Annotated in this window: 14 protein-coding genes; 7 read left to right on the top strand and 7 right to left on the bottom strand. The window is 72.5% G+C overall.

The window, feature by feature from the left end; genetic code table 11:
- Nucleotides 1-35: 35 nt before the first annotated feature.
- A complete protein-coding gene (locus ACRAKI_RS00345; protein WP_447005045.1) occupies nt 36-509 on the bottom strand; it encodes a hypothetical protein in 474 nt (157 codons plus the stop codon).
- Between the two features lie 166 nt (nt 510-675).
- On the opposite strand from ACRAKI_RS00345, the gene ACRAKI_RS00340 reads away from it, so the two are divergent.
- Nucleotides 676-1,074, top strand: coding sequence for a hypothetical protein (locus tag ACRAKI_RS00340; protein WP_447005044.1), 399 nt, complete (start codon nt 676-678; stop codon nt 1,072-1,074).
- Between the two features lie 21 nt (nt 1,075-1,095).
- Here the strand turns inward: ACRAKI_RS00340 and ACRAKI_RS00335 are convergent, their stop codons facing one another.
- From ACRAKI_RS00335 to msrA, 3 genes are all read right to left on the bottom strand, one after another.
- On the bottom strand, nt 1,096-2,847 hold the full coding sequence (locus tag ACRAKI_RS00335) for an ABC transporter ATP-binding protein (RefSeq protein ID WP_447005043.1): 1,752 nt from the start codon (nt 2,845-2,847) through the stop codon (nt 1,096-1,098).
- Between the two features lie 286 nt (nt 2,848-3,133).
- Nucleotides 3,134-3,790, bottom strand: a complete 657-nt coding sequence (locus tag ACRAKI_RS00330) for an NYN domain-containing protein (RefSeq protein WP_447005042.1) — start codon at nt 3,788-3,790, stop codon at nt 3,134-3,136.
- A 147-nt stretch (nt 3,791-3,937) separates the two neighbouring features.
- Nucleotides 3,938-4,606, bottom strand: coding sequence for a peptide-methionine (S)-S-oxide reductase MsrA (gene msrA / locus ACRAKI_RS00325; protein ID WP_447005041.1), 669 nt, complete (start codon nt 4,604-4,606; stop codon nt 3,938-3,940).
- 77 nt (nt 4,607-4,683) lie between these two features.
- On the opposite strand from msrA, the gene ACRAKI_RS00320 reads away from it, so the two are divergent.
- From ACRAKI_RS00320 to ACRAKI_RS00295, 6 genes are all read left to right on the top strand, one after another.
- Nucleotides 4,684-5,262, top strand: a complete 579-nt coding sequence (locus ACRAKI_RS00320) for a hypothetical protein (RefSeq protein ID WP_447005040.1) — start codon at nt 4,684-4,686, stop codon at nt 5,260-5,262.
- Nucleotides 5,259-6,233, top strand: a complete 975-nt coding sequence (locus tag ACRAKI_RS00315) for a hypothetical protein (RefSeq protein WP_447005039.1) — start codon at nt 5,259-5,261, stop codon at nt 6,231-6,233. Before ACRAKI_RS00320 ends, ACRAKI_RS00315 begins: the two co-directional genes overlap by 4 nt.
- Nucleotides 6,230-7,336 carry an acyltransferase family protein gene (locus ACRAKI_RS00310; RefSeq protein WP_447005038.1) on the top strand — a complete coding sequence of 369 codons (1,107 nt, stop codon included), beginning with the start codon at nt 6,230-6,232 and terminating at the stop codon, nt 7,334-7,336. Before ACRAKI_RS00315 ends, ACRAKI_RS00310 begins: the two co-directional genes overlap by 4 nt.
- The gene (locus ACRAKI_RS00305; protein WP_447005037.1) at nt 7,333-9,717 is read left to right on the top strand and encodes a glycosyltransferase; all 2,385 of its coding nucleotides are present in this window, start codon (nt 7,333-7,335) and stop codon (nt 9,715-9,717) included. The genes ACRAKI_RS00310 and ACRAKI_RS00305 overlap by 4 nt, the downstream gene beginning before the upstream one ends.
- A gap of 124 nt (nt 9,718-9,841) precedes the next feature.
- Nucleotides 9,842-11,005, top strand: a complete 1,164-nt coding sequence (locus ACRAKI_RS00300; protein WP_447005036.1) for a hypothetical protein — start codon at nt 9,842-9,844, stop codon at nt 11,003-11,005.
- On the top strand, nt 11,005-14,523 hold the full coding sequence (locus ACRAKI_RS00295; protein WP_447005035.1) for a glycosyltransferase: 3,519 nt from the start codon (nt 11,005-11,007) through the stop codon (nt 14,521-14,523). Before ACRAKI_RS00300 ends, ACRAKI_RS00295 begins: the two co-directional genes overlap by 1 nt.
- 43 nt (nt 14,524-14,566) lie before the next feature.
- Here ACRAKI_RS00295 and ACRAKI_RS00290 read toward each other — a convergent pair whose 3' ends face one another.
- Genes ACRAKI_RS00290 through ACRAKI_RS00280 form a run of 3 tightly spaced genes read right to left on the bottom strand, consistent with a single transcriptional unit; the run spans nt 14,567 to nt 18,649 of the window.
- Complete coding sequence (locus tag ACRAKI_RS00290) at nt 14,567-15,961, bottom strand: glycosyltransferase family 2 protein (protein ID WP_447005034.1); 1,395 nt, start codon at nt 15,959-15,961, stop codon at nt 14,567-14,569.
- Entirely contained in the window at nt 15,958-17,346 is a 1,389-nt protein-coding gene (locus tag ACRAKI_RS00285) for a hypothetical protein (protein ID WP_447005033.1), read from the bottom strand. Before ACRAKI_RS00285 ends, ACRAKI_RS00290 begins: the two co-directional genes overlap by 4 nt.
- Nucleotides 17,347-17,359: 13 nt before the next feature.
- On the bottom strand, nt 17,360-18,649 hold the full coding sequence (locus tag ACRAKI_RS00280) for an alginate O-acetyltransferase AlgX-related protein (protein ID WP_447005032.1): 1,290 nt from the start codon (nt 18,647-18,649) through the stop codon (nt 17,360-17,362).
- Nucleotides 18,650-18,908: the final 259 nt, after the last annotated feature.

Here is an 18,908-nt window from a genome sequence, read left to right as displayed (position 1 = left end):
GATGACCCCTGGTATCGGCCTGATACCCCGAAGTGTCAGGCCGGTACCAGATGTTTCGGGCAATTTGACCCGAACGAGTGAGGCCGGTAGTCGTTGTGGATGCTCACCGCGCTGGGTGGTTCCGGACGGGTCTCCTTCGGTGCCTTGATCGGTGCGGCGTTGGCGGCCCTGATGGTGTCGCAGGCGGCCATGACGAACCCGCGGCACGGCCTGCCGCCGGCGACCGGCGGTGAGATCGTCGTCGTCAGGGGCAGCGAGCAACCGAGCCGGACGGTAACCGTGATCGGCACGACGTCGTCGTCGTCAAACACCGGGTCCTCGACCACGACGACCACCACCGCGTCGTCGAGCACGACGACCAGCACCACCACCACCACGGGAACGACGACCAGCACGGGCGTCACCGCGACCACGACCACCGTGCGGCCGACCACGACCGCGACCACCACGCCGCAGCCCACACCGACGGCGACCACGACCACGACGACCCGCAGGAGGTGCGGGCTCATCTTCTGTTGATTCCCCGGGACTGGATCACAGAGCGTGTTTTGGCAAGATCGAGGCGTGACGTCCAGCCAGGTGCCCACTCAGACCCAGCGAAGCAACGACATCCCAACGGTCCGCATCCAGCCCGTCGCCCCCTCCTCCGACCCCGGTTGGCCCACCGCCGAACCGATGACCGCGAACATCCCGGTGGTCCCCGCCTCCGCCATCCCCGCCGCCACGCCCGCCGCCGCTTTCGAGCCCGCGTTCGAGCCCGGGGCGCCGACCAACGGCCAGGTCCCGCCCGGCCCGTCGAACGGCACGATCAACGGCCGGGTCAACGGTGCGCTCAACGGCGCGGTCAACGGCGTTGCCGCCGCTCCGGTCGCACCGGCCCCTCCCGCCGCCCCTGTCCAGCCCGCACCCGCCGCACCCGCCGCGGATGCGACCCAGGCGATCCCCGCACCCGCGACCCCGACGACCCCCGCGCCCACCGCCGCCAAGCCGACCCCGCCCGCGACGCCACGCAGCAGACTGCGCCGCATCGCACGCCGGATCGTCGGCCCCACCCTGCTCACCAAGAAGGGCTGACGACCACCACCGGCTAACCGGCTAGGCGGACTGCGCCCGCGCGTACAGGCCGTCCGACCGGAGCAGCTCGTCGTGCGAGCCGATCTCCTCGATCCGGCCGTCCTCCATCACCACGATGCGGTCGGCGTTGCGGATCGTGGTGAGCCGGTGCGCCACCACGAACACGGTCCGGCCGTGCACGAGTCGGGCGAGCGCCTGCTGCACCAGCGCCTCGGACCTGTTGTCCAGCGCGGAGGTCGCCTCGTCCAGCACGAGCACCCTCGGATCGCGGATCAGGGCGCGGGCGATGGCGAGCCGCTGCTTCTGGCCGCCGGACAGCCGTGCGCCGCGTTCGCCGACCACGGTGTCCAGGCCGGTCGGCAGGCGGTCGATGAACTCCAGGGCGTTGGCGTCGGAGAGCGCCTGGCGGACGACGTCCTCGGGCACGTCGTCCAGGCCGTAGGTGACGTTGTCCCGGATGCTGCCCTCGAACAGGATCGACTCCTGCGGCACCACCGACACGAACTGCCGGTAACTGCGCAGGTCCAGGGTCTCCATGTCGACACCGTCGAGCAGGATCCGCCCTTCGGTGGGTCGGAGGAAGCCGATCACCAGGTTCAACGCCGTGGACTTGCCCGCGCCGGACGCGCCCACCAGGGCGATCGTCTCGCCGGGCCGCACGTCCAGGGTGAAGTCGCTGATGGAGTTACGGGTGGCCTCCGGGTAGGTGTACCCGACGCCCTCGAACCGGACGCCGCCGCGCACGACGTCCACGTGGGCCTTGCCGGCGTTGTGCTCCAGGTCGGGCGCCTCCAGCACCTCGCCGAGCGAGCGCACCGACTCCAGGCCCTTGCTGATCAACGGGGTGAGGCTCATCAGCGTGGTGACCGCGCCGGTCAGCGAGGCGAAGTAGGCGCTGAGCATCACCACGTCACCGGGGGTGACGGCGAGCAGGCCGTGGTAGGCGGCGAGGGCGGAGCCGGCCAGGCAGCCGACGCCCAGGACGTTGAGCAGGATCCAGGCCAGCGCGCCGAAGCGGACGTTGAGGCCGTCCAGCTTGAGGCTCGCGGCGAGGACTTGGCGGAGCGTGCCGTCCATCCGGTTGAGGGCGGTCCGTTCCAGGCCGTGGGCGCGGGTGATCGGGATGAGGGTGGTCATCTCGCCGACCCGGGACGACAGCTGCTCGACCTCGTGGCGGAACGACTCGTTGTACGCGCGCAGCCGGCCGCGCAGCCACATGACGAGCACGGCGGCGGCGGGGACGACGAGCAGGAAGACCGGCAGGAACGCGGGCACGTTCAGACCGATGACGACCAGCGCGCCGCTCAGCATGGCGAGCGCCGCGAGGCCCTGGTCGCCGACCTGCTGGGTGGAGGTCTCGATGGCCTCGACGTCCCGGATGACCTTGGTCTGCAACACCCCGGCGCTGACCCTGGCGTGGTAGCCGATGGACAGCTGCTGCATCCGCCGGCTCAGCGCCGACCGCACCCGCATGCCGGTGCGCCGGGCGCTGCCGTACCACCAGCGCGTGTAGAGGACCGCGAACGGGTAGTTGAGCACCAGCATGACCAGCAGCAGGCCGGCGCCGAGCCACATGCCGATGATCGGCTTGCGCTCCACGACGACGTCGATGACGTGGGCCGTGATGACCGGGGTCAGCCAGGTGGGGCTGTGCTTGACGAAGAAGGCTCCCGCGCCGAGGAGGAGGTGGGTGCGGTCTTCGCGGAAGAGGTAGAGGAGCGTGCGAACGGGGTGCTCGCCGCGGTAGCGGTGGTCGAGCGGACCATCAGGCATGGGTGCGGAAGCTCCTGGAACCGGGGGCCACGAGACACCCACACCACGCCGTGCGGGGGAGCGCTCCCACAGCTTAGGTGAGAGGCCCACCGGGTCCCGCCGGTCGGGACGACCACCCCGGCAGCCGTCCGCGATGCCGGCGAGGAGCAACGGCTACAGCGGCGGCAACCAGTACCGAAACAAGAAAACCCGGCTCCGCGAGGGAGCCGGGTGGGTGCCGTAAAAGTAACTCGGAATGTTGTCGTCCGTCAATGTGAACCCGGTCGGCGGTGACACCGGCGACCCACTACCACCCGGACGGGCGAGTGAAGCCTCCGGCCGGGTCGGGCAGTTGATGGGCGGCGAAGTCCCCAGCGGCCAGTTGGCGCCACCAGTGTCGACCGACCCCGTCAGCCGCTTTGCCCTGCAAGGCCCCGGCGAGGTACCCCGTCGAAGGGTTCACCACCCCTACCGGCACGTGGCTGCGGGCGACCCTCAGCGGAAGCCCCAGGTCCGAGTCGTTGGAGATCACGACCGCGGCGTCCACCGTGCCGCCCAGGACATCCACGAGCAAGTGGGTGGCGACGTTGACATCGCTGCCCTTCTCCTCGCGGATCAGAACAGTCGCCAACATGATCTGACCGCCGTTTCCATCGGACGCGACGCTCAGCGGCAGTCCTCCGGCGGGCGGTTGGACACCCGGCCGGACGAGTTGGGGCCGTCCTTTCCTGGGCTGACTGGCCAAAGGCGCCTGCTTGGCCCGCGCGACGTACTGACCGAACTCGATGTGGTCGACCGCTCTTGCCGCGACCAACGCCTTGAGGTAGACGTCCTGGTCGACGTAGGCGGCCGGCGCGTCCGCCGCGTCGATACGCGCGGTGCAGTACACGACCCGCTCGATGTGCGCGCCGGTCCAGTTGACGCGTTCGGCGACGAGGGTCGTCGCCAAAGTCCGTGGCGCCAACCACTTCCAGCCTGCGACTCCACGACCGAACCATCGACGCCCTGAGTAGTACAGGTTGAACCCGTCGACGTACACACCGACTCGCATTCGGTGACGCTACCGCTTCACCGCGTTACCCCAGCGGCCGGACGCGGCCGGTCGGCGGGGTCATCCGCCATCGATCCCGAGGCCGATCGGGCAGGAGACGCCGGTGCCCGCGACGCCGCAGTAGCCGTTCGGGTTCTTGGTGTCCGACAGGTACTGCTGGTGGTACTCCTCGGCGTAGTAGAAATCACGCAGGGGCGCGATCTCGGTGGTGATCTCGCCGACGCGGGCGTCGTTCAGCGCCTCCTGGTAGACCTTCCGGCTCGCCTCCGCCACCTGCCGCTGCGCGTCGGACGTCCAGTAGACCGCCGACCGGTACTGCGTGCCCGCGTCGTTGCCCTGGCGCATCCCCTGCGTCGGGTCGTGGCCCTGCCAGAACACCCGCATCAGGTCCTCGAACGACACGACGGCGGGGTCGAAGACGACCAGGACGACCTCGGCGTGCCCGGTCAGACCGGAGCACACCTCCTCGTACGTCGGGTTCGGCGTGTGGCCGCCCGCGTAGCCGACCGCCGTCGTGCGCACGCCCTCGATCTGCCAGAAGATCCGCTCCACGCCCCAGAAGCAGCCCATGCCGAAGACCGCCGTCTCCGACCCCTCCGGGAACGGGGGCTTGATGCCGCGGTCCGTGAAGACCGCGTGCCGGTCCGGGACGGCCAAGGGCTCGTTCCGGCCCGGGAGCGCGTCGACCTGTGCGACCATCTGACTCTTGTCACGCCCGAACCACGCCATGACGTCGATGGTACGCGGCTCAGGGCCACTGGTTGATCAGCGACAATGACCCGGCGAACCACTGTGGGGGAGTACTTGTGAAGCCGGCGTCCGTCATCATCGTGCTCGTCCTGCTGAGCGCGGTCACCGTCGGCGCCTGGGTCGCCCGGCCGGACGGGCCGCAGGCCGCACCGACGACCGCGGCGGCCGACCCGACCCCGCGCCTGCCCTACGTCGAGCCGCTGCCGGACCCGCTGGTCACCCCGCCGAACCCGCTGGTGTTCGAGCTGGAGGCCGCACCCGCGAAGTTCCTGGGCTCCGGCGTGCTGACCGACCCCGAGGTGAAGCTGCTCGCCGACCACGGCGTGGTGCGGATCACCAGCCGGATCACCCGCGACGCCGAGGGCACCACGATGGGTGTGTGGCGTTTCACCGCCCGCGCGGACCCGCGACCGGCCCTGGCCGCGATCGACCGGCTGTACGAGCAGGGCGGTCACGAACTGCGGCCGACGAACCACCAGGGCCTGCTCATGCGCCACCGGGACGGCGTCTTCCACGGCCACTACGTCCGCGGCGACGACGTGTTCCGCGTAGAGGGTTACGGCCCCGGCGGCACGTCCGCGATCACCGAGCTGACCGACCGGCAACTCGCCCTGAGCCCGGCGGAGGCCCGATGACCACCGTGGCCACGTCCCGGGAAGCACCGGCGGCGGAGCCGACGACGAGCGCGCCCGCCGTCGTCCTGCTGCGCGCGACCGGCGCGGTGCTGCTGGTCTACGGCTACCTCGTCGGGATGAACAGCGACCTGGCGCCGGTCCGGGACTTCCTGAACCGGCCGCTCGGCCTCGGTGAGGACTTCGGCCCGCTCGGCGCGATGCTGCTGCTGGCCACGGCCGGCTACGAGAGCGTCACCCGGCAACCCTCCGTGCGACGCGTGGTGCTGACGTACCTGCCGCTCGCGGTCACCGTGCTGCTCGCCGCCGGCATGGTCGCGCTGGGCGCGACGATCTGGACCATCCCGGCCGCCGACCACACGTCACCGCTCACGGTGGTGGGCAACCTCACCCTGCTCAGCCAGCTCATCGCGGTCAAACCGCTGCTGGTGCCGCTGGGCTGGATCGTCCTGCTGGAACTGCTCGCGTGGGCGACCGGCGCGCTGGTCCGCCGGCTCTCCGGCCACACCCGGCTGGCCGTCCCGGCCGTCCACCTCGCGGTCGCCGCGGCGGCGATCCTGCTGGTCGACCACGACCACCGCGCGGTGACCGTCGCCGCGTTCTCCGGTGTCGTCGTGATCGGCCAGGTGGTGGCCCTGGGCGGCCGGTTCCAGTTCGTGCTCGCACCCGCCGCGTGGCTGCTGTTCGTGCTGGCCGAGCACCAGTACCCGGTCGAGCTCTCCCGGTGGTGGTACCCGGTGGCCGCCGTGTACGCGGGTCTGCTGTTCGCCTCGGCGGTCGTGTTCGCCGGTCCGACCGCCGCGAAGGTCGCGGAGAACCGGGTCGTGGTGTGGCTCGCGGACAACGCGATCTGGCTCGCGCTGCTCCAGGGCGTGTTCGGGTTCGCGATCACGCACGCGTCCACCGTGGTCGCCGGCGTGCTGGCCACGCTCGGCGCGACCGCCGCACTGGGTTGGATGGGCCGCAGCCGATGACGACGACCTCCACGCCGGACGTGCGGGCCACGACGTCCAACACCAAGTACATGCACGGCCTGGACCTCATCCGGATCCTCGCCGCGCTCGCCGTCATCTTCACCCACTACGCGAACTGGCTGCGCCTCAACGGCCACGACTTCCCGGTCGGCAAGGCCGTGGACGGCCTGGTCAGCGGCCCACTGCACCTCTACCGGCCGATCACCCTGTTCGGTGTCGGCGTCGGCACGTTCCTGCTGGTCAGCGGCATGGTCGTGACGCACGTGGCGTTCCGGGAGACCAGCGGCCAGTTCATGGTCCGCCGCGTGGTGCGGCTCCTGCCCGCGATGTGGGTGGCGGTGGCGCTGGCGTGGGTCCTGGTCTCGAACGGCCTGCTCACCGCCAACCTCCCGCCCGACCTCGACGACCTGCCGCTGAACATGGCGCTGCTGAACCTCTTCGTCCCGGGCACGTCGTCCGTGCTGGCGATCACCTGGACGCTCGTCGTGCAGATGTTCTTCTACCTCTACGTCGCGGGCACCATGCCGCTGCTCAAGCGGTGGCCGTGGTTGCCGCCGGCGATGTCGGTGGCGCTGGTGTCGGTGCTGCTCGCGGTGATCCCGGCGAACGGCGGGCCGCCCGCGAACGGGTTCCGCATGGTGGTGACGTTCCTGCCCTTGTTGTTCATCGGCCAGCTCATGACCCTGGTGCGGGCGGGTCGGATCCCGGCCGTCGCCGGCGTCGGGTTCGGGGTCGTGCAGTTCCTGCTGTTCATCCGGGCCGACCTGGGCAGCCAGGTGTGGCCGCCCGAGGACGAGTTCCCGCGCCAGCTGCTGATCCTCGTCCTCGTGGTGCTGCTCGCCACCCGGCTGGACAACCCGCTGGTGCGCAAGCCGTGGGTGGGCGCGGCGGCGAAGCGGACCTACGCGACCTACCTGCTGCACATCCCGCTCGGCTTCCCCGTGCTCGAACTGCTCACCCCGACGACCGGCTACTGGGTCGCGCTGCTCGTCGCGCTGGCCGTCGTCGCCGTCGGGTCCGAACTGCTGTACCGCTTCGTGGAGAACCCGATCGCCCGGTGGTTCCGCGAGCGCGAACGACAGAAGGTGACAACGAACCCATGAACGCCCCGCTCGCCTTCACCGTGACGCCCGAGAGCGGGCTGGCCGCGGCGACCGTGCTGGCCCGGTCCTACGTGGAGCACCACCCGGGCCACCGGTTCGCGATCGCCGTGCTCGACGGCGCGGACGGCGTCCAGGCCGAGGACGGGATCGCGTTGCTCGGCCCGGACCGGTTCGGCCTGGCGGAGGACGAGTTCCTGGCGCTGGCCACCGCGCACGCGCCGCCGCAGCTGGCCGCCGCGGTGAAGCCGTGGCTGCTGCGCTCGCTGCTCGCCGACGCGCCGTCCGTCACGTACCTGAGCCCGACGAGCCTGGTGCTCGCCCCGCTGCCGGAGGCCACCGGGCTGACCGTCGTGCCGCACTTCCTGCACCCGGTGACGGGCCGCGACGCCGAGTCCGACGAGGCGATCCTGATCGGCTCCGGTGTGCACAACCCCGGTTTCCTGACGGTCACCGAGCCGGAGTTGGCGGACCTGTGGATCGAGGCGGTGCTGGGCTACCGCGCGATCCGGTTCGACCGCGAGGCGTTCTGCGACCAGGAGTGGTTCGACCGCGTGGTCAGCCACTTCCCGCGCACCACCGTGACCGACCCGGGCATCGGCTTCACCACCTGGAACGCGTTCGAGCGGGTGGGCGTGGCGCCGAAGGTCGTCGACCTGTTCGGCTTCGACCCGGACGTCCCGTGGGTGCTCAGCGAGCTGTGCGCGAACCGCCCGGCGACCCTGCTCTCCGACCGCCCGGAACTGCGCGACCTGACGGCCGACTACGCCGAGCGGCTGGAGGGTGCGGGCCGCCTGTCGAAGGTGGACGTCCTCCCCTCGTGGCTGGAGGAACTGCCGGACGGCACGCCCCTCACCACGCTGATGCGCGAGGTCTACCGGGCAGGCGTCCGGGCGTCGCGCGCACCGCGCAAGCCGGCGCCCGTGCCGCCGCACGCGTTCACCGGCGAGCCGTTCCGCGACTGGCTCACCGAGCCCACCGCGCAGTACGGCCTGAGCCGGATCACCGCCGCCGTCTGGCAGCGGCGCGCCGACTTGCAGAGCGTGTTCCGGCAGCCGAGGTCGCCGGGGTTCGCGCACTGGTGCCGCACGTCCGCGATCACCGAGGGCCTGCTGCCCGAGTGGGCCGCGCCGGGGCCGGACGTGGTGCCGCAGCCCCCGAACGACCGCTTCGGCGTGAACCTGGTGGGCCACCTGACCGCCGTGCTGGGCGTCGGCGAGCTGGCCCGCGTGATCCACGAAGCGCTCAGCCGGGCGGGCGTGCCGGTGGCGTCGGTGGTCGAGGACTGGTTCGTGGCCAACCGCACGGACATCGACCAGCCGGACGACGTGGGCCGCCCCGAGTTCCCGGTCAGCGTGCTGTGCGTGAACGCCGACCTGGTCCGCGGCGTGCTGGAGCAGCACCCCGACGTCGGCCACGACCGGTACCGCATCGGCGTGTGGGCGTGGGAGCTGGACGACTTCCCCTCCGTGATGCACGAGTTCGAGTGCGTGGACGAGGTCTGGACGATCAGCGAGTTCTGCCGCGCCTCGATCGCCGCGCACACGGACAAGCCGGTGCGGGTCATCCCGATGCCGGTGCGCCCGACCGCCGCCGTGGACCGGTCGCGGCGTGAGCCCGGTGCGCCGGTGCGGTTCCTGTTCGCCATGGACTTCAACAGCGTCGCGGCGCGGAAGAACCCGTTCGGCCTCGTCGAGGCGTTCCAACGGGCGTTCCCGGGTCGGGACGACGTCGAGCTGGTGGTGAAGGCGATCAACGGCGGGCAGCACCTGGTCGAGCTGGCCAGGCTGCGCGCCGCCGTGGCGGACGACCGCCGGATCACGCTGCTGGAGCGGTACCTGACCACCGAGGAGCTGCACGACCTGTACGCGGGCACCGACTGCTACGTGTCGCTGCACCGGTCCGAGGGTTACGGGTTCACCGTCGCCGAGGCGATCGCGCTCGGCCTGCCGGTGATCAGCACCGACTACTCCGGCACGGCCGAGTTCGTCCCGGCGCAGCACGCCTGGCCGGTGCCGTACCGGTTGACGGAGGTCGGTCCGGGCGCGCCGCCGTACCCGCCGGACGCCCGCTGGGCCGAACCGGACCTGGACGCGGCGGCGGCGGCGATGCGCGAGGTGGCCGACGACCCGGTGCGGGCCGCCGAGCAGGGCTTGAAGGCCCGGGAGCAACTGCTGGGCGAGCGCAACTTCCAGGTGACCGCCGACTGGGTGCGCGAACGCGTCGCCGAGGCGCACGCGACCTGGCGCGCCCGGCGTGCGCCCGAGCCGGCCGCACCGCCGCGACCCTCGCCGTCACAGCGGGTGGTGCCGGTGTTGCGCAAGGCCGCCGTGCACGCGCTGACCCGCTACGACCGGGTCCGCGGGCGGAGGCCGCTGCGTTGAGCAGAGCAATGCCCGACACCTTCGGTCGTCCGGCGCATCACGACTTGGTGGTGCCCGACCCGGCCATGTCACCACCCGTGCACAATGGCCACGATCGCATGAACCGCAGAAAGGGGCTGCCGGCGTGAACTGGCAGGATGAGCTGCGCAAGCTGGATGAGGAGCTTGCGTCCGGCCGGGTTTCGGCCGACGAGTACCGGACGCGCCGCGACCAGGTGCTGGCTTCGGCTCATGCCGTTCCGCCGATTCAGCAGCAGTGGCAGGCGAACGCACCGTCGGCGCCGGTCCCGCAGCAGGGTCAGCAGCCGGGTCAGCAGCCGTCGGAGAGCGCGACCCAGTACCTGCGGCCGGTCGCACCGGACGCGGGCCAGGGCCAGCCGCCGAACCCGGAGGCCACGCAGGTCGTGTCCGGTGGCAGACCGGCGATGCCGCCCCAGGACGTCGACCGCACGCAGGTCGTCCCCGGTGGGGGCATGCAGCCGCCGCAGTACGGCCAGCCCTCGCCGCCGCACGGGTTCGCCCAGCAGCAGCCGCCCGCCTCGCCGTGGGGCAGTGGCGACACGTCCGCGCCGTGGGCGACCGCGTCCAACGACAGCTGGCTGCGCCAGGGCCCCGAGGTGTTCGACGACACGTCCGGCGGCGGCGGCAAGAAGGTCCTCGCCATCGTCGGCGTCGTGCTCGTGATCGCCCTGATCGGCGGCGCGATCTGGTTCTTCGGCTTCCGCGAGAGCAGCCCGTCCGCGGGCGGCGACACCACCACCGGCGGCGGGTCGACTTCCAGCGCCGCGCCGACCACGACCACGACCACGCCGCCCATCGACCTGCTGCCCGCGCCGCCGGGCACGGCGAACCCGGACAACGGCGTCGTCGAGGTGGCGACGGCGGTCGAGGGCGAGATCCTGACCGCCGAGGAAGCCGCCGCGGTGGAAGCCGCGGGCATCACCGAGGTGAACTTCAAGGGCAGCACCGAGGCCGCGTTCACCTACGAGGCCATGGTGTTCGAGGCCGAGGACGCGAACAAGGCCGAGGCACTGGCCGAGGCGCTCGTCGAGCTCCAGGCGAAGGCGAAGATGGTGCCCGGCGCCAAGGGCGTCATGCCGCAGAGCTCGACGGTCCACCAGCTGGTCCGCAAGGGCGAGCCGGGCTTCTACCGCTGCGTCTACGTCACCGGCACGAAGGTCGTGCGCATCGGCACCGTGCAGACGCCGATCGGCGTCGACGACAAGGAGCTGATCAAGAAGTTCCAGGAGTTCGGCGGCGCCGTCGTCCGGGAGTTCCCGGTCAGCTGATGGACGGCGGACCCGAGTACGCGGACGGCGCCGAGGACGAGGTCCTCACCCGGCTGCGGGCAGCCCAGGACGTGAGCGCCGGCTCGGCCGAGCTGGCCGCCGGCCTCACCAACTGGGAGCTGACCTACCACTTCTCGCCCCAGAGAACCGCGTTGCTCGCACCGCTGAACGTGCACGACGGCCTGCGCGTGCTGGACGTCGGCTGCGGCAGCGGCGTGCTGACCCGTGCCCTCGGCGAGACCGGGGCGCGGGTCGTCGGCGTCGAGGGCACGCCGTCGCGCGCCGCCGCGGCGGCCGAACGCTGTCGCGACCTGCCGGACGTGCGGATCGTCACGGGTGACGCGTCGGGCCTGGGCGCCCACGGCACGTTCGACGTGGCGCTGCTGTGCGGGGTGCTGGAGTACTCGCCGGTCCACGGCGACGGCCCGGCCGCGATGCTCGCCGACGTGACGGACTCGCTCGCCGACGACGGCGTCGTGGTCGTCGCGATCGAGAACCGGCTCGGCATCGGCTACCTGCTCGGGCAGCCCGAGGACCACCACGCGAGCGCGTGGATGGGCCTGGCCGACTACCCGGCGCGGGGTGCGAGGACGTGGAGCAAGGAACGGCTGCGCGCGATGCTCGCGGAAGCCGGTCTGACCGCGCAGCGCTGGCTGCTGCCGTACCCGGACTACAAGCTGCCGAGGGTGATCCTCGACGAACGCGTGCACGACCTCGCCGACGCGTCGGACGTGGTGGACAAGCTGGTCCGCGATCCGCTGCTGGGCGTGTTCCGCGGCTCGTCCACGGCGGTCGCGGTGCGGTCGCCGCACCGCGAGGCCGTGGCCAACGGGTTCGGCGCCGCCGTCGCGCCGTCGTTCCTGGTGATCGCGGGTCGCACCCCCGAGGCGGTCGCGAAGGCCGCGCGGCCCGATCTGGGGTGGATGGTCAGCGCGGAACGCCTGCCGGCGTGGCGGCGGTCGCGGCGGCTGACCGAGGACCTGCGGCTGGCCGAGCCGCACCGCACGGGCAGCACGGCCGGGTGGCTGAGCCAGGAGCCGGTGGCCGACGAGCCGCTGCTGCCGGGCGCGCCGCTGGACCGGCTGCTGCTCGACGCGCTCGCCGGGCACGACCTCGACGCGACGCGTGACCTGCTGGAGCGGTGGCGCGCCTGCTGCACGGTCGACGCCCGGCCGTTCGCCGACGACGAGACCCACCCGTTCCTGCCCGGCCGCCCGGACGTGCCGGTGCTGCCGCCGGACTGCCTGGACGTGCACCCCGGCAACGTGATCGTGCTGCCGGACGGCACGCCCCGGCGGATCGACCTGGAGTGGCGGGCGGGCGCCGGCGTGGACGCCGAGCTGGTGCTCGTGCGCGCGCTGGTGGAGTTCGCCCGCGAGGTGCTGCGCTGCGGCGCGGCCCACCCGTGGCCGGCCGAGACCTCGACGCGGCAACTGGTGCTCCACCTCGCCGCGCTCGTCGGGCTGGACGACGCGGCCAGCTCACGCTGGTCGGAGCTGATCGACGCCGAGGCGGTGCTCCAGGAACTGGTCAGCGGCGCCCGCGCGGACGACGTGCGCGAGGCGCTGAACGCCGACGTCGAAGCGCCGGGCCGGCTGCGCCTGTGGGGTCGCGGCGGCCTGGACGAAGTCCGCACGGTGCTCGGCGACCACGAGCGGCTGGCGGGCGAACTGGCCGACGCGCGCCACATGCTGGCCCAGGCGCACCGCGAGATCTCCGAGGCACGCGAAGTGCTCGGCGTGACGACCGCGTCGTTGCCGGAGGCGGTGCGCGCGTGGCACGAGGAGCTCACCGGGTCGGAACGGCGGTTGCGTGCCGAGGTGGCCCGCGTCGACGGCGAGTTCGGCCGGGCGCTGATCGAACTGGCGTCCGCCGAGACCGAGCGGGCCGACGCGGAACTGGAGCTGGCGGCGCAGCGCACGGCCGCCGAGGAGCTGGCGGCGGAGAACGCGCGGCTGCGCGAGCAGCTGGACCGGCTGACGTCGTCGACGCTGGTGCGGGCGGGCGAGAACGTCCTCTGGCCGGCGGCACGGCTCGCCCGCGGCACGCGTGACCTGTTGCTGGGCCGTGGCGGGCAGGAGCCGGACGGCGTGCTGCGCCGCGTCGGCAAGCGCGTGCCCGCGGTGACGCCGCTGCTGGCGAGCCGCGTCCGGCCGGTCAGCCGACGTGACGACCGGCTGATGTACGCGGTGGACGTGCCCGAGGCGGTGACCGTGGGCCGCGGGCAGGTGATCGACCTCCAGGGCTGGGTCGCGCACGCCGACCTGCCGGTGCGCCAGGTCGCCGTGGTCGCGGACGGGCGGACGTGCCGGGCCACCACCGGCCACCCCCGGCCGGACGTCGCGGCGGTCATCGGCGGTGACGCGAACAGCGGTTTCCGGGTCCGGGTGCCGGTCCGCGAGGGCCTGGTGCCGCTGGAACTGGTCGTCACGCTGGTCGACGGCACCACGATCCGGCGCGAGCTGCCCGCCGTGCGGGGGCGCGGCGCGGACACGGACCCGGTCGACGTGCGCTGGCCGGGTGGCGGTCCGCGGGTCGTGATCTGCCTGGCGTCCTACCGCGCGCCCCGGCTGCACTTCGCCGAGCAGGTCGAGTCGATCCGCGCGCAGACGCACCCGAACTGGGTGTGCGTGATCAGCGACGACTGCTCCGGTGACGAGGGCGTGGCGGTGCTGCGCGACGTCGTCGGCGACGACCCGAGGTTCGTCATCGTCGAGAACGACGAGAACGTCGGCTTCTACCGGAACTTCGAGCGCGCGCTGTCACTCGTGCCGGCGGACGCGGACCTGGTCGCGCTGTCGGACCAGGACGACCTGTGGGACGCGGACAAGCTCGCCGTGCTCGTCTCCCGCTTCACCGACCCGGACGTCCAGCTCGCGTACTGCGACATGCGGTTGGTGGACGGCGGGGGCGAGGTGGTCGCGGAGAGCGTGTGGGCGAACCGCGTGAACCAGTTCACCGACCTGGAACAGCTGCTGCTGCTCAACACCGTGACCGGTGCGGCGTGCATGGTGCGCGCCGACCTGGTCCGGGAACGGGTGCTGCCGTTGCCGCCGGGCACGCTGAGCGCGTACCACGACCAGTGGATCGCGGCGACCGCGCTGTCCGTCGGCACGATCTCGTTCGTGGACCGGCCGTTGCACTCCTACCGGCAGCACGGCGCGAACGTCACCGGCTGGCAGGTGCCCCGCCTGGCCGACGGCCTGCCCGGACTTCGCGGTCTCGCCGCTGCGGGCGTCGGGGTCGGCGTGGGTCGGATGGCCGCGCGGCAGGCGGAGCTGGACCACATCACGGAGCACGAGTTGCGGCGGATCGCCCAGTTCGCGGCCGTGCTGCTGATGCGCAACCAGGACCGGCTCGCGGCCGAGGACCAGACGCGGTTGTCGCGCCTGGCCGCGGCCGAGCACCGGTTGTGGCCGCTGGTCCGGCTCGCGCTGGAGGGCGAGGAACGGCCGCAGACCGCGGGAGCCGAACGCCGACTCCTCGCCGCCGCCCTGCTGCGCCGCGCTCAGCGCTGAGGACCGAGCGCTGAGGACCGAGCGCTGAGCTGCCGACCGGCGGTCAGCTGGTGGGCACCACCGTGCAGTCGACGAGCACCTTCGCCATCGCCGCCCGGAACTCCCCCGCCTCGACCGCGTCGGCCACCGCGTCAGCCGCGAGGTCCGGCACGACGTGCGGCGACCGGCCGCTGTCCTGCCGCGCCCACAACGCGTCCTCGGCGTCACGGCACGACACGACCTCGGCCCACTCCAGCAACGCCGACGCCGCCGCCCGCGCCTCCCCCGCCCGCACCGCGTCCTCGCGCGAGCGAGTCTCGGCGAACCGCTTCTCCCACTCCTTGTGCGGCAACGACCCGAGGTCCAGCGCCCGCACGGCGGTGGGCTGCCAGTCGGTCACGGCGGTCGCGGGCACGTCCGTGCCGAGCGCGAAGACCACGTCGTAGTGCCCCACCCGGTCCCGGCTCCACGCCGCGAAGTCGTCGGCGACCTCGACCTCGACCCCGGCGGCACGCCACCGAGCGGCCTCCCCCTCACCCGCGACCGCCAGCAGCGTGATCGCGGCGGCCGGATCGGACCGGCGCCACTCGGCCACCACCGCCGCCGACCGCTCGTCGTCACGACGCGGCACCCGCGACGCCATCAGCAGCACGCGCACCGACGCGGGCCGGTCGCGCAGCCACCACAACCGGTGCGGGTGCTCGTGGACGCCCACGGCCGGCGGCCTGAGCGCGAGGTCGTCCGCCCAACGCCGGCGGAACACCTCGCGGTTGATGTCGGACAGCTCCTCGGCCCGCTTCGTGGACGACGTGCCGTGCCGCACGTGCAGCACGTGCGACGACGGCTGCACCCACACCTGCCACCCACGCGCCCGCAGCAGGAACTGCAGGTCGACGTCCTCGTAGTAGGCGATGTGGTACTCCGGCGAGAACCCGCCGACCTCGTGGAACGCCCGCCGCCGCAGCACCAGGCAGGCGGCCGACGCGTAGTCGACCACCCTGGGGTACAGGGAACCGACGTCGGTCCAGCCGTCACCCCAGCCCCGGCTGTACGCGTCACCGCCGAGCAGGCTGCCCGCCTCCTGGACCCGGCCGTCCGGGAACACCATCAGCGGAGCGACGGCCGCCGCGGCCGGCGTGTCGTCGAGGAAGTCGAGCAGCGGTTCGAGCCAGCCCGGCGTGACCTCGACGTCGGCGTTGAGGAAGCACACGAACTCGGTGCGCGCGTGCTGCACGCCCAGGTTGCAGCCCGCGCCGAACCCGAGGTTGTCCGCCATCCGCACCACGGTCGCGCCGGTGAGTTTGTCCTCCAGCCACTGCCCCGTGCCGTCCGGGGACGCGCTGTCCACCACGACCACCTCGTAGGGCACGTCGGTGTGCCGGGCCAGCACGTCGAGGCAGTGCTTCGCCAGCTCGCCGCCGCCGTACGTGACCAGGACGAACGTGACGCGGGGGGTCACCGCAGCCGCCCGTAGACGGCACGCACCAGCCGCGTCCAGCGGAACAGCTTGGTGGCGCGCATCGCGGCCAGCTCCCGCCGTTCGGCTTCCAGCTGGGCCAGGACTTCGTGGTGCCGTGCGGCGAGTTCGCGGTGCAGCCGGCGTTCCTCCGCCAGCTGCGGGCCGCCGGCGCGCCCCTCCAGCAGGCGTTCGGCCAGCACGTGCCGGTCCGCGACGATCCGGTCCCGCATCCGCTGCTGGGCCAGGCGCAGCGCCCGGTTCTCCTCGACCAGCGCCGCCAGGCGGGGTGTGACGCAACTGCCGCGTGCGGCGAGGGCCTCCTCCGCCGCGACGGCGACCGCGTCCAGGTGGTCGTCCAGCCGCTGCACCGCCTTCGGTGAGCGGTCGTCGTCGTCGTCGCGCAGCGTGCGCCGGAACGCCGCGGCCAGCCCACTGGGCCGTGCCACCACGCGGTCGGCGGACGCGAACTGCTCCACCGCCGCGCGGTCGGCGCCCTTGGGGTCGAGCAGCACCCAACGGCGCCCGTACGCGTGGGAAGCGGCGGCGACGTGCTCGTCGGCGGCGATCACGGCCGCCGCGCCGGACAGCACCGCGAGCCGGTCTTCCAGCACGGTGTCCGCGGGCAGCGCGTGCCAACCCGTGTCGGCCGGCACGGGAGCACCTGTGGACAGCATTACGACGTCGCCGATCGCCAGCAGTTCGGCGGTCTTCGCGACAGCCGGTCGCAGCGCGGTGAACGACGTGTGCGGCACGTGGACCACCAGGTAGCTGCGCCCCTCCGGCGGCAGTTGCCCGAGCTGGCGCAGCTGCGCCGCCCTGGTCCGCATGTCGCTCGTCGGCAGCAGCCGGTCCACCAGCAGCGCCGGGCTCGGCACCACGGTCACGTCCTGCCGCAGACCGGCGGCGCGCAGGCGGTCCCGCGACACCTCGTCCCGCACGGACGCCGACGGCTGCCGCGCCATCCACTCGACCAGACCGGCGGGCACCTCCTCGGCCACCCGCACGGCCACGCAGAGCGCGTCGGGTTCCACGCCGAGCCCGCCGGTGAAGAACTCCTGCGCGGGGACGTCCTCGCCGTACCGGGCGGACAGGTCCGCGCCTAGCGGGAACGACGGCGCGACCACGTTCAGGTGGTGCGACTCGACCAGTTCCCGGACGCGGCCGGGGGTGCGCTCACCCAGCGGCTCGGCCACCAGTCCGCCGTCGGCGCGGGTGGGCCTGGACCAGCCGAACGGCGCCAGCGTGCGCACCTGCCAGTCGCCGAGCCGGTGCCGCAGCTCCCGGACGAGGACGCGGGCGGTGATCTGGTCACCCAGGCCGGGCAGGTCGCTGCCGCACCACAGCCCGATGGTTCCGCCTGACGGCTTGGGGTGAAGTTCGCGCACGTGGGGACTCTACTCAGCGGGGTTGCCTGGCGAGTTCGGCCTTGAAGGTTTCGAGGTGCCGGCTCGACATCACCGAGCTGTTGCCGGAGAGCATGTTGCGCTCCACCACCTCGATGACCACCACGTCCGCCCCGGCCATCAGCTGACCGGTCGGCTTCGGGTCGCTGGCCACGGTGTTGAGGTGGACGAAGGTGAAGTCGGCGAAGGCGGCCGACATGTACTCGGCCACGGGTGCGGCGAACGAGTCCCCGAGCATGACGACCTTGGGCCGCACCACGCCCGTGCCCGCGGCCTGGGTGGACCGCTGCGGCACGGGGAACGGCTCGTCGAGCTTCTTCTCCCGCACGGTCTTGCCGTCCGGCGCCAGGTCGTAGTTGGTGATCGTCATCTTCCCGGTCCGGCCGAGCAGCGGCGGCAGGCCCGCGTCGGCCTCCGACGACCCGGCCGCGCGGAAGTCCCAGGTCTTGGTGACGCCCGGCTGGATCCGCTCGGCGATGGCGCGGACCATCACCAGGCCGCCCTCGGTCGTCCAGTGCGAGTCGAGCTGCTGGTAGACCGGCTGCTTGCGGCTCTCGGCCTCGGCGCGCAGGCCGTTGCGCAGGTCCAGCGCGCCGGTCTCGCGGCTGACCGACGGCCAGAACTCCTCCCGCGCCTCGGCCGCGCACCGCGTGCCGAAGTACTTGGCGGGCAGGTACTGCGGCACGGTCGTCACCTTGTCCGGCGCGACGACGAGCACCAGCTTCCGGCCGGACGACTCGATCGCGGTCCGCAGGGCCTGGAGCCGGTCGAACACCTCCGGCACCGGAAGCAGCGGCTCGCAGGCGCGCTCGATGTCCTCACCCAGGTAGAGCCAGCCGTCCTTGCCCTCGATGGCGCGGACGTAGGCGGTGGGCTCGGGCCGGTCCAGCGACGGGTCCTTGGGCGGCAGCGGGATCGGGCCGTTCGGCTCCTGGTCCGGCGGCTTGGCGACCGGCGGCGCCTCGCCGAACACACCTCGGCTGATGCCGTTGGCGGCGGCGACGGCGTGATCCCGAAGCGGGATGTGGTCGTTGGCCCAGTCGTTGAGGCCGGTGAAGAAGCCCCACCCCTCGGTGATCGACGGGAAGTCGGCGAGCTTGCGGTTCTCGAACTCGGCCGGGCGAACGCCGACGACCAGCAGCAGGGCCGGCGCGCAGAAGAAGATCACTGCCAGCGTCAACGCGGTCCGCTGCCGGGTGCTGTGCCGCGGCCGGTAGAGCGCGTGCTCGCGCGGGAGCAACGACTCGGGCACCGCCGGGAGGCTCTTGGGCGGGTCGATGCTCACGCCGAACAGGGTAGCCGGCGGCGAGGTCACCCGTTGGCGGTTCACACCAAGGTGGGGATTGGCGCACTGGCGATCGTGCAACCCCGCACTCATGGCAGACGTCTCACGGGTGAGCAAGCCACCCGACGCAGTGGAGGAACAGGATGTGGCCCACTGTGAGCCTGGTCACCTTGGGCGCACTCGCCTTATTAGTGCGAACCGTTCGGGTGCTGCGATCCGTATCGAAACGGGAAGGCAACGGATCCCGTATTGAGACCGC

It is taken from the genome of Saccharothrix isguenensis (genome assembly GCF_052936305.1).
The sequence above is the reverse complement of the archived record's forward strand: the minus strand, read 5'-3'. Positions and strand labels throughout refer to the sequence as shown.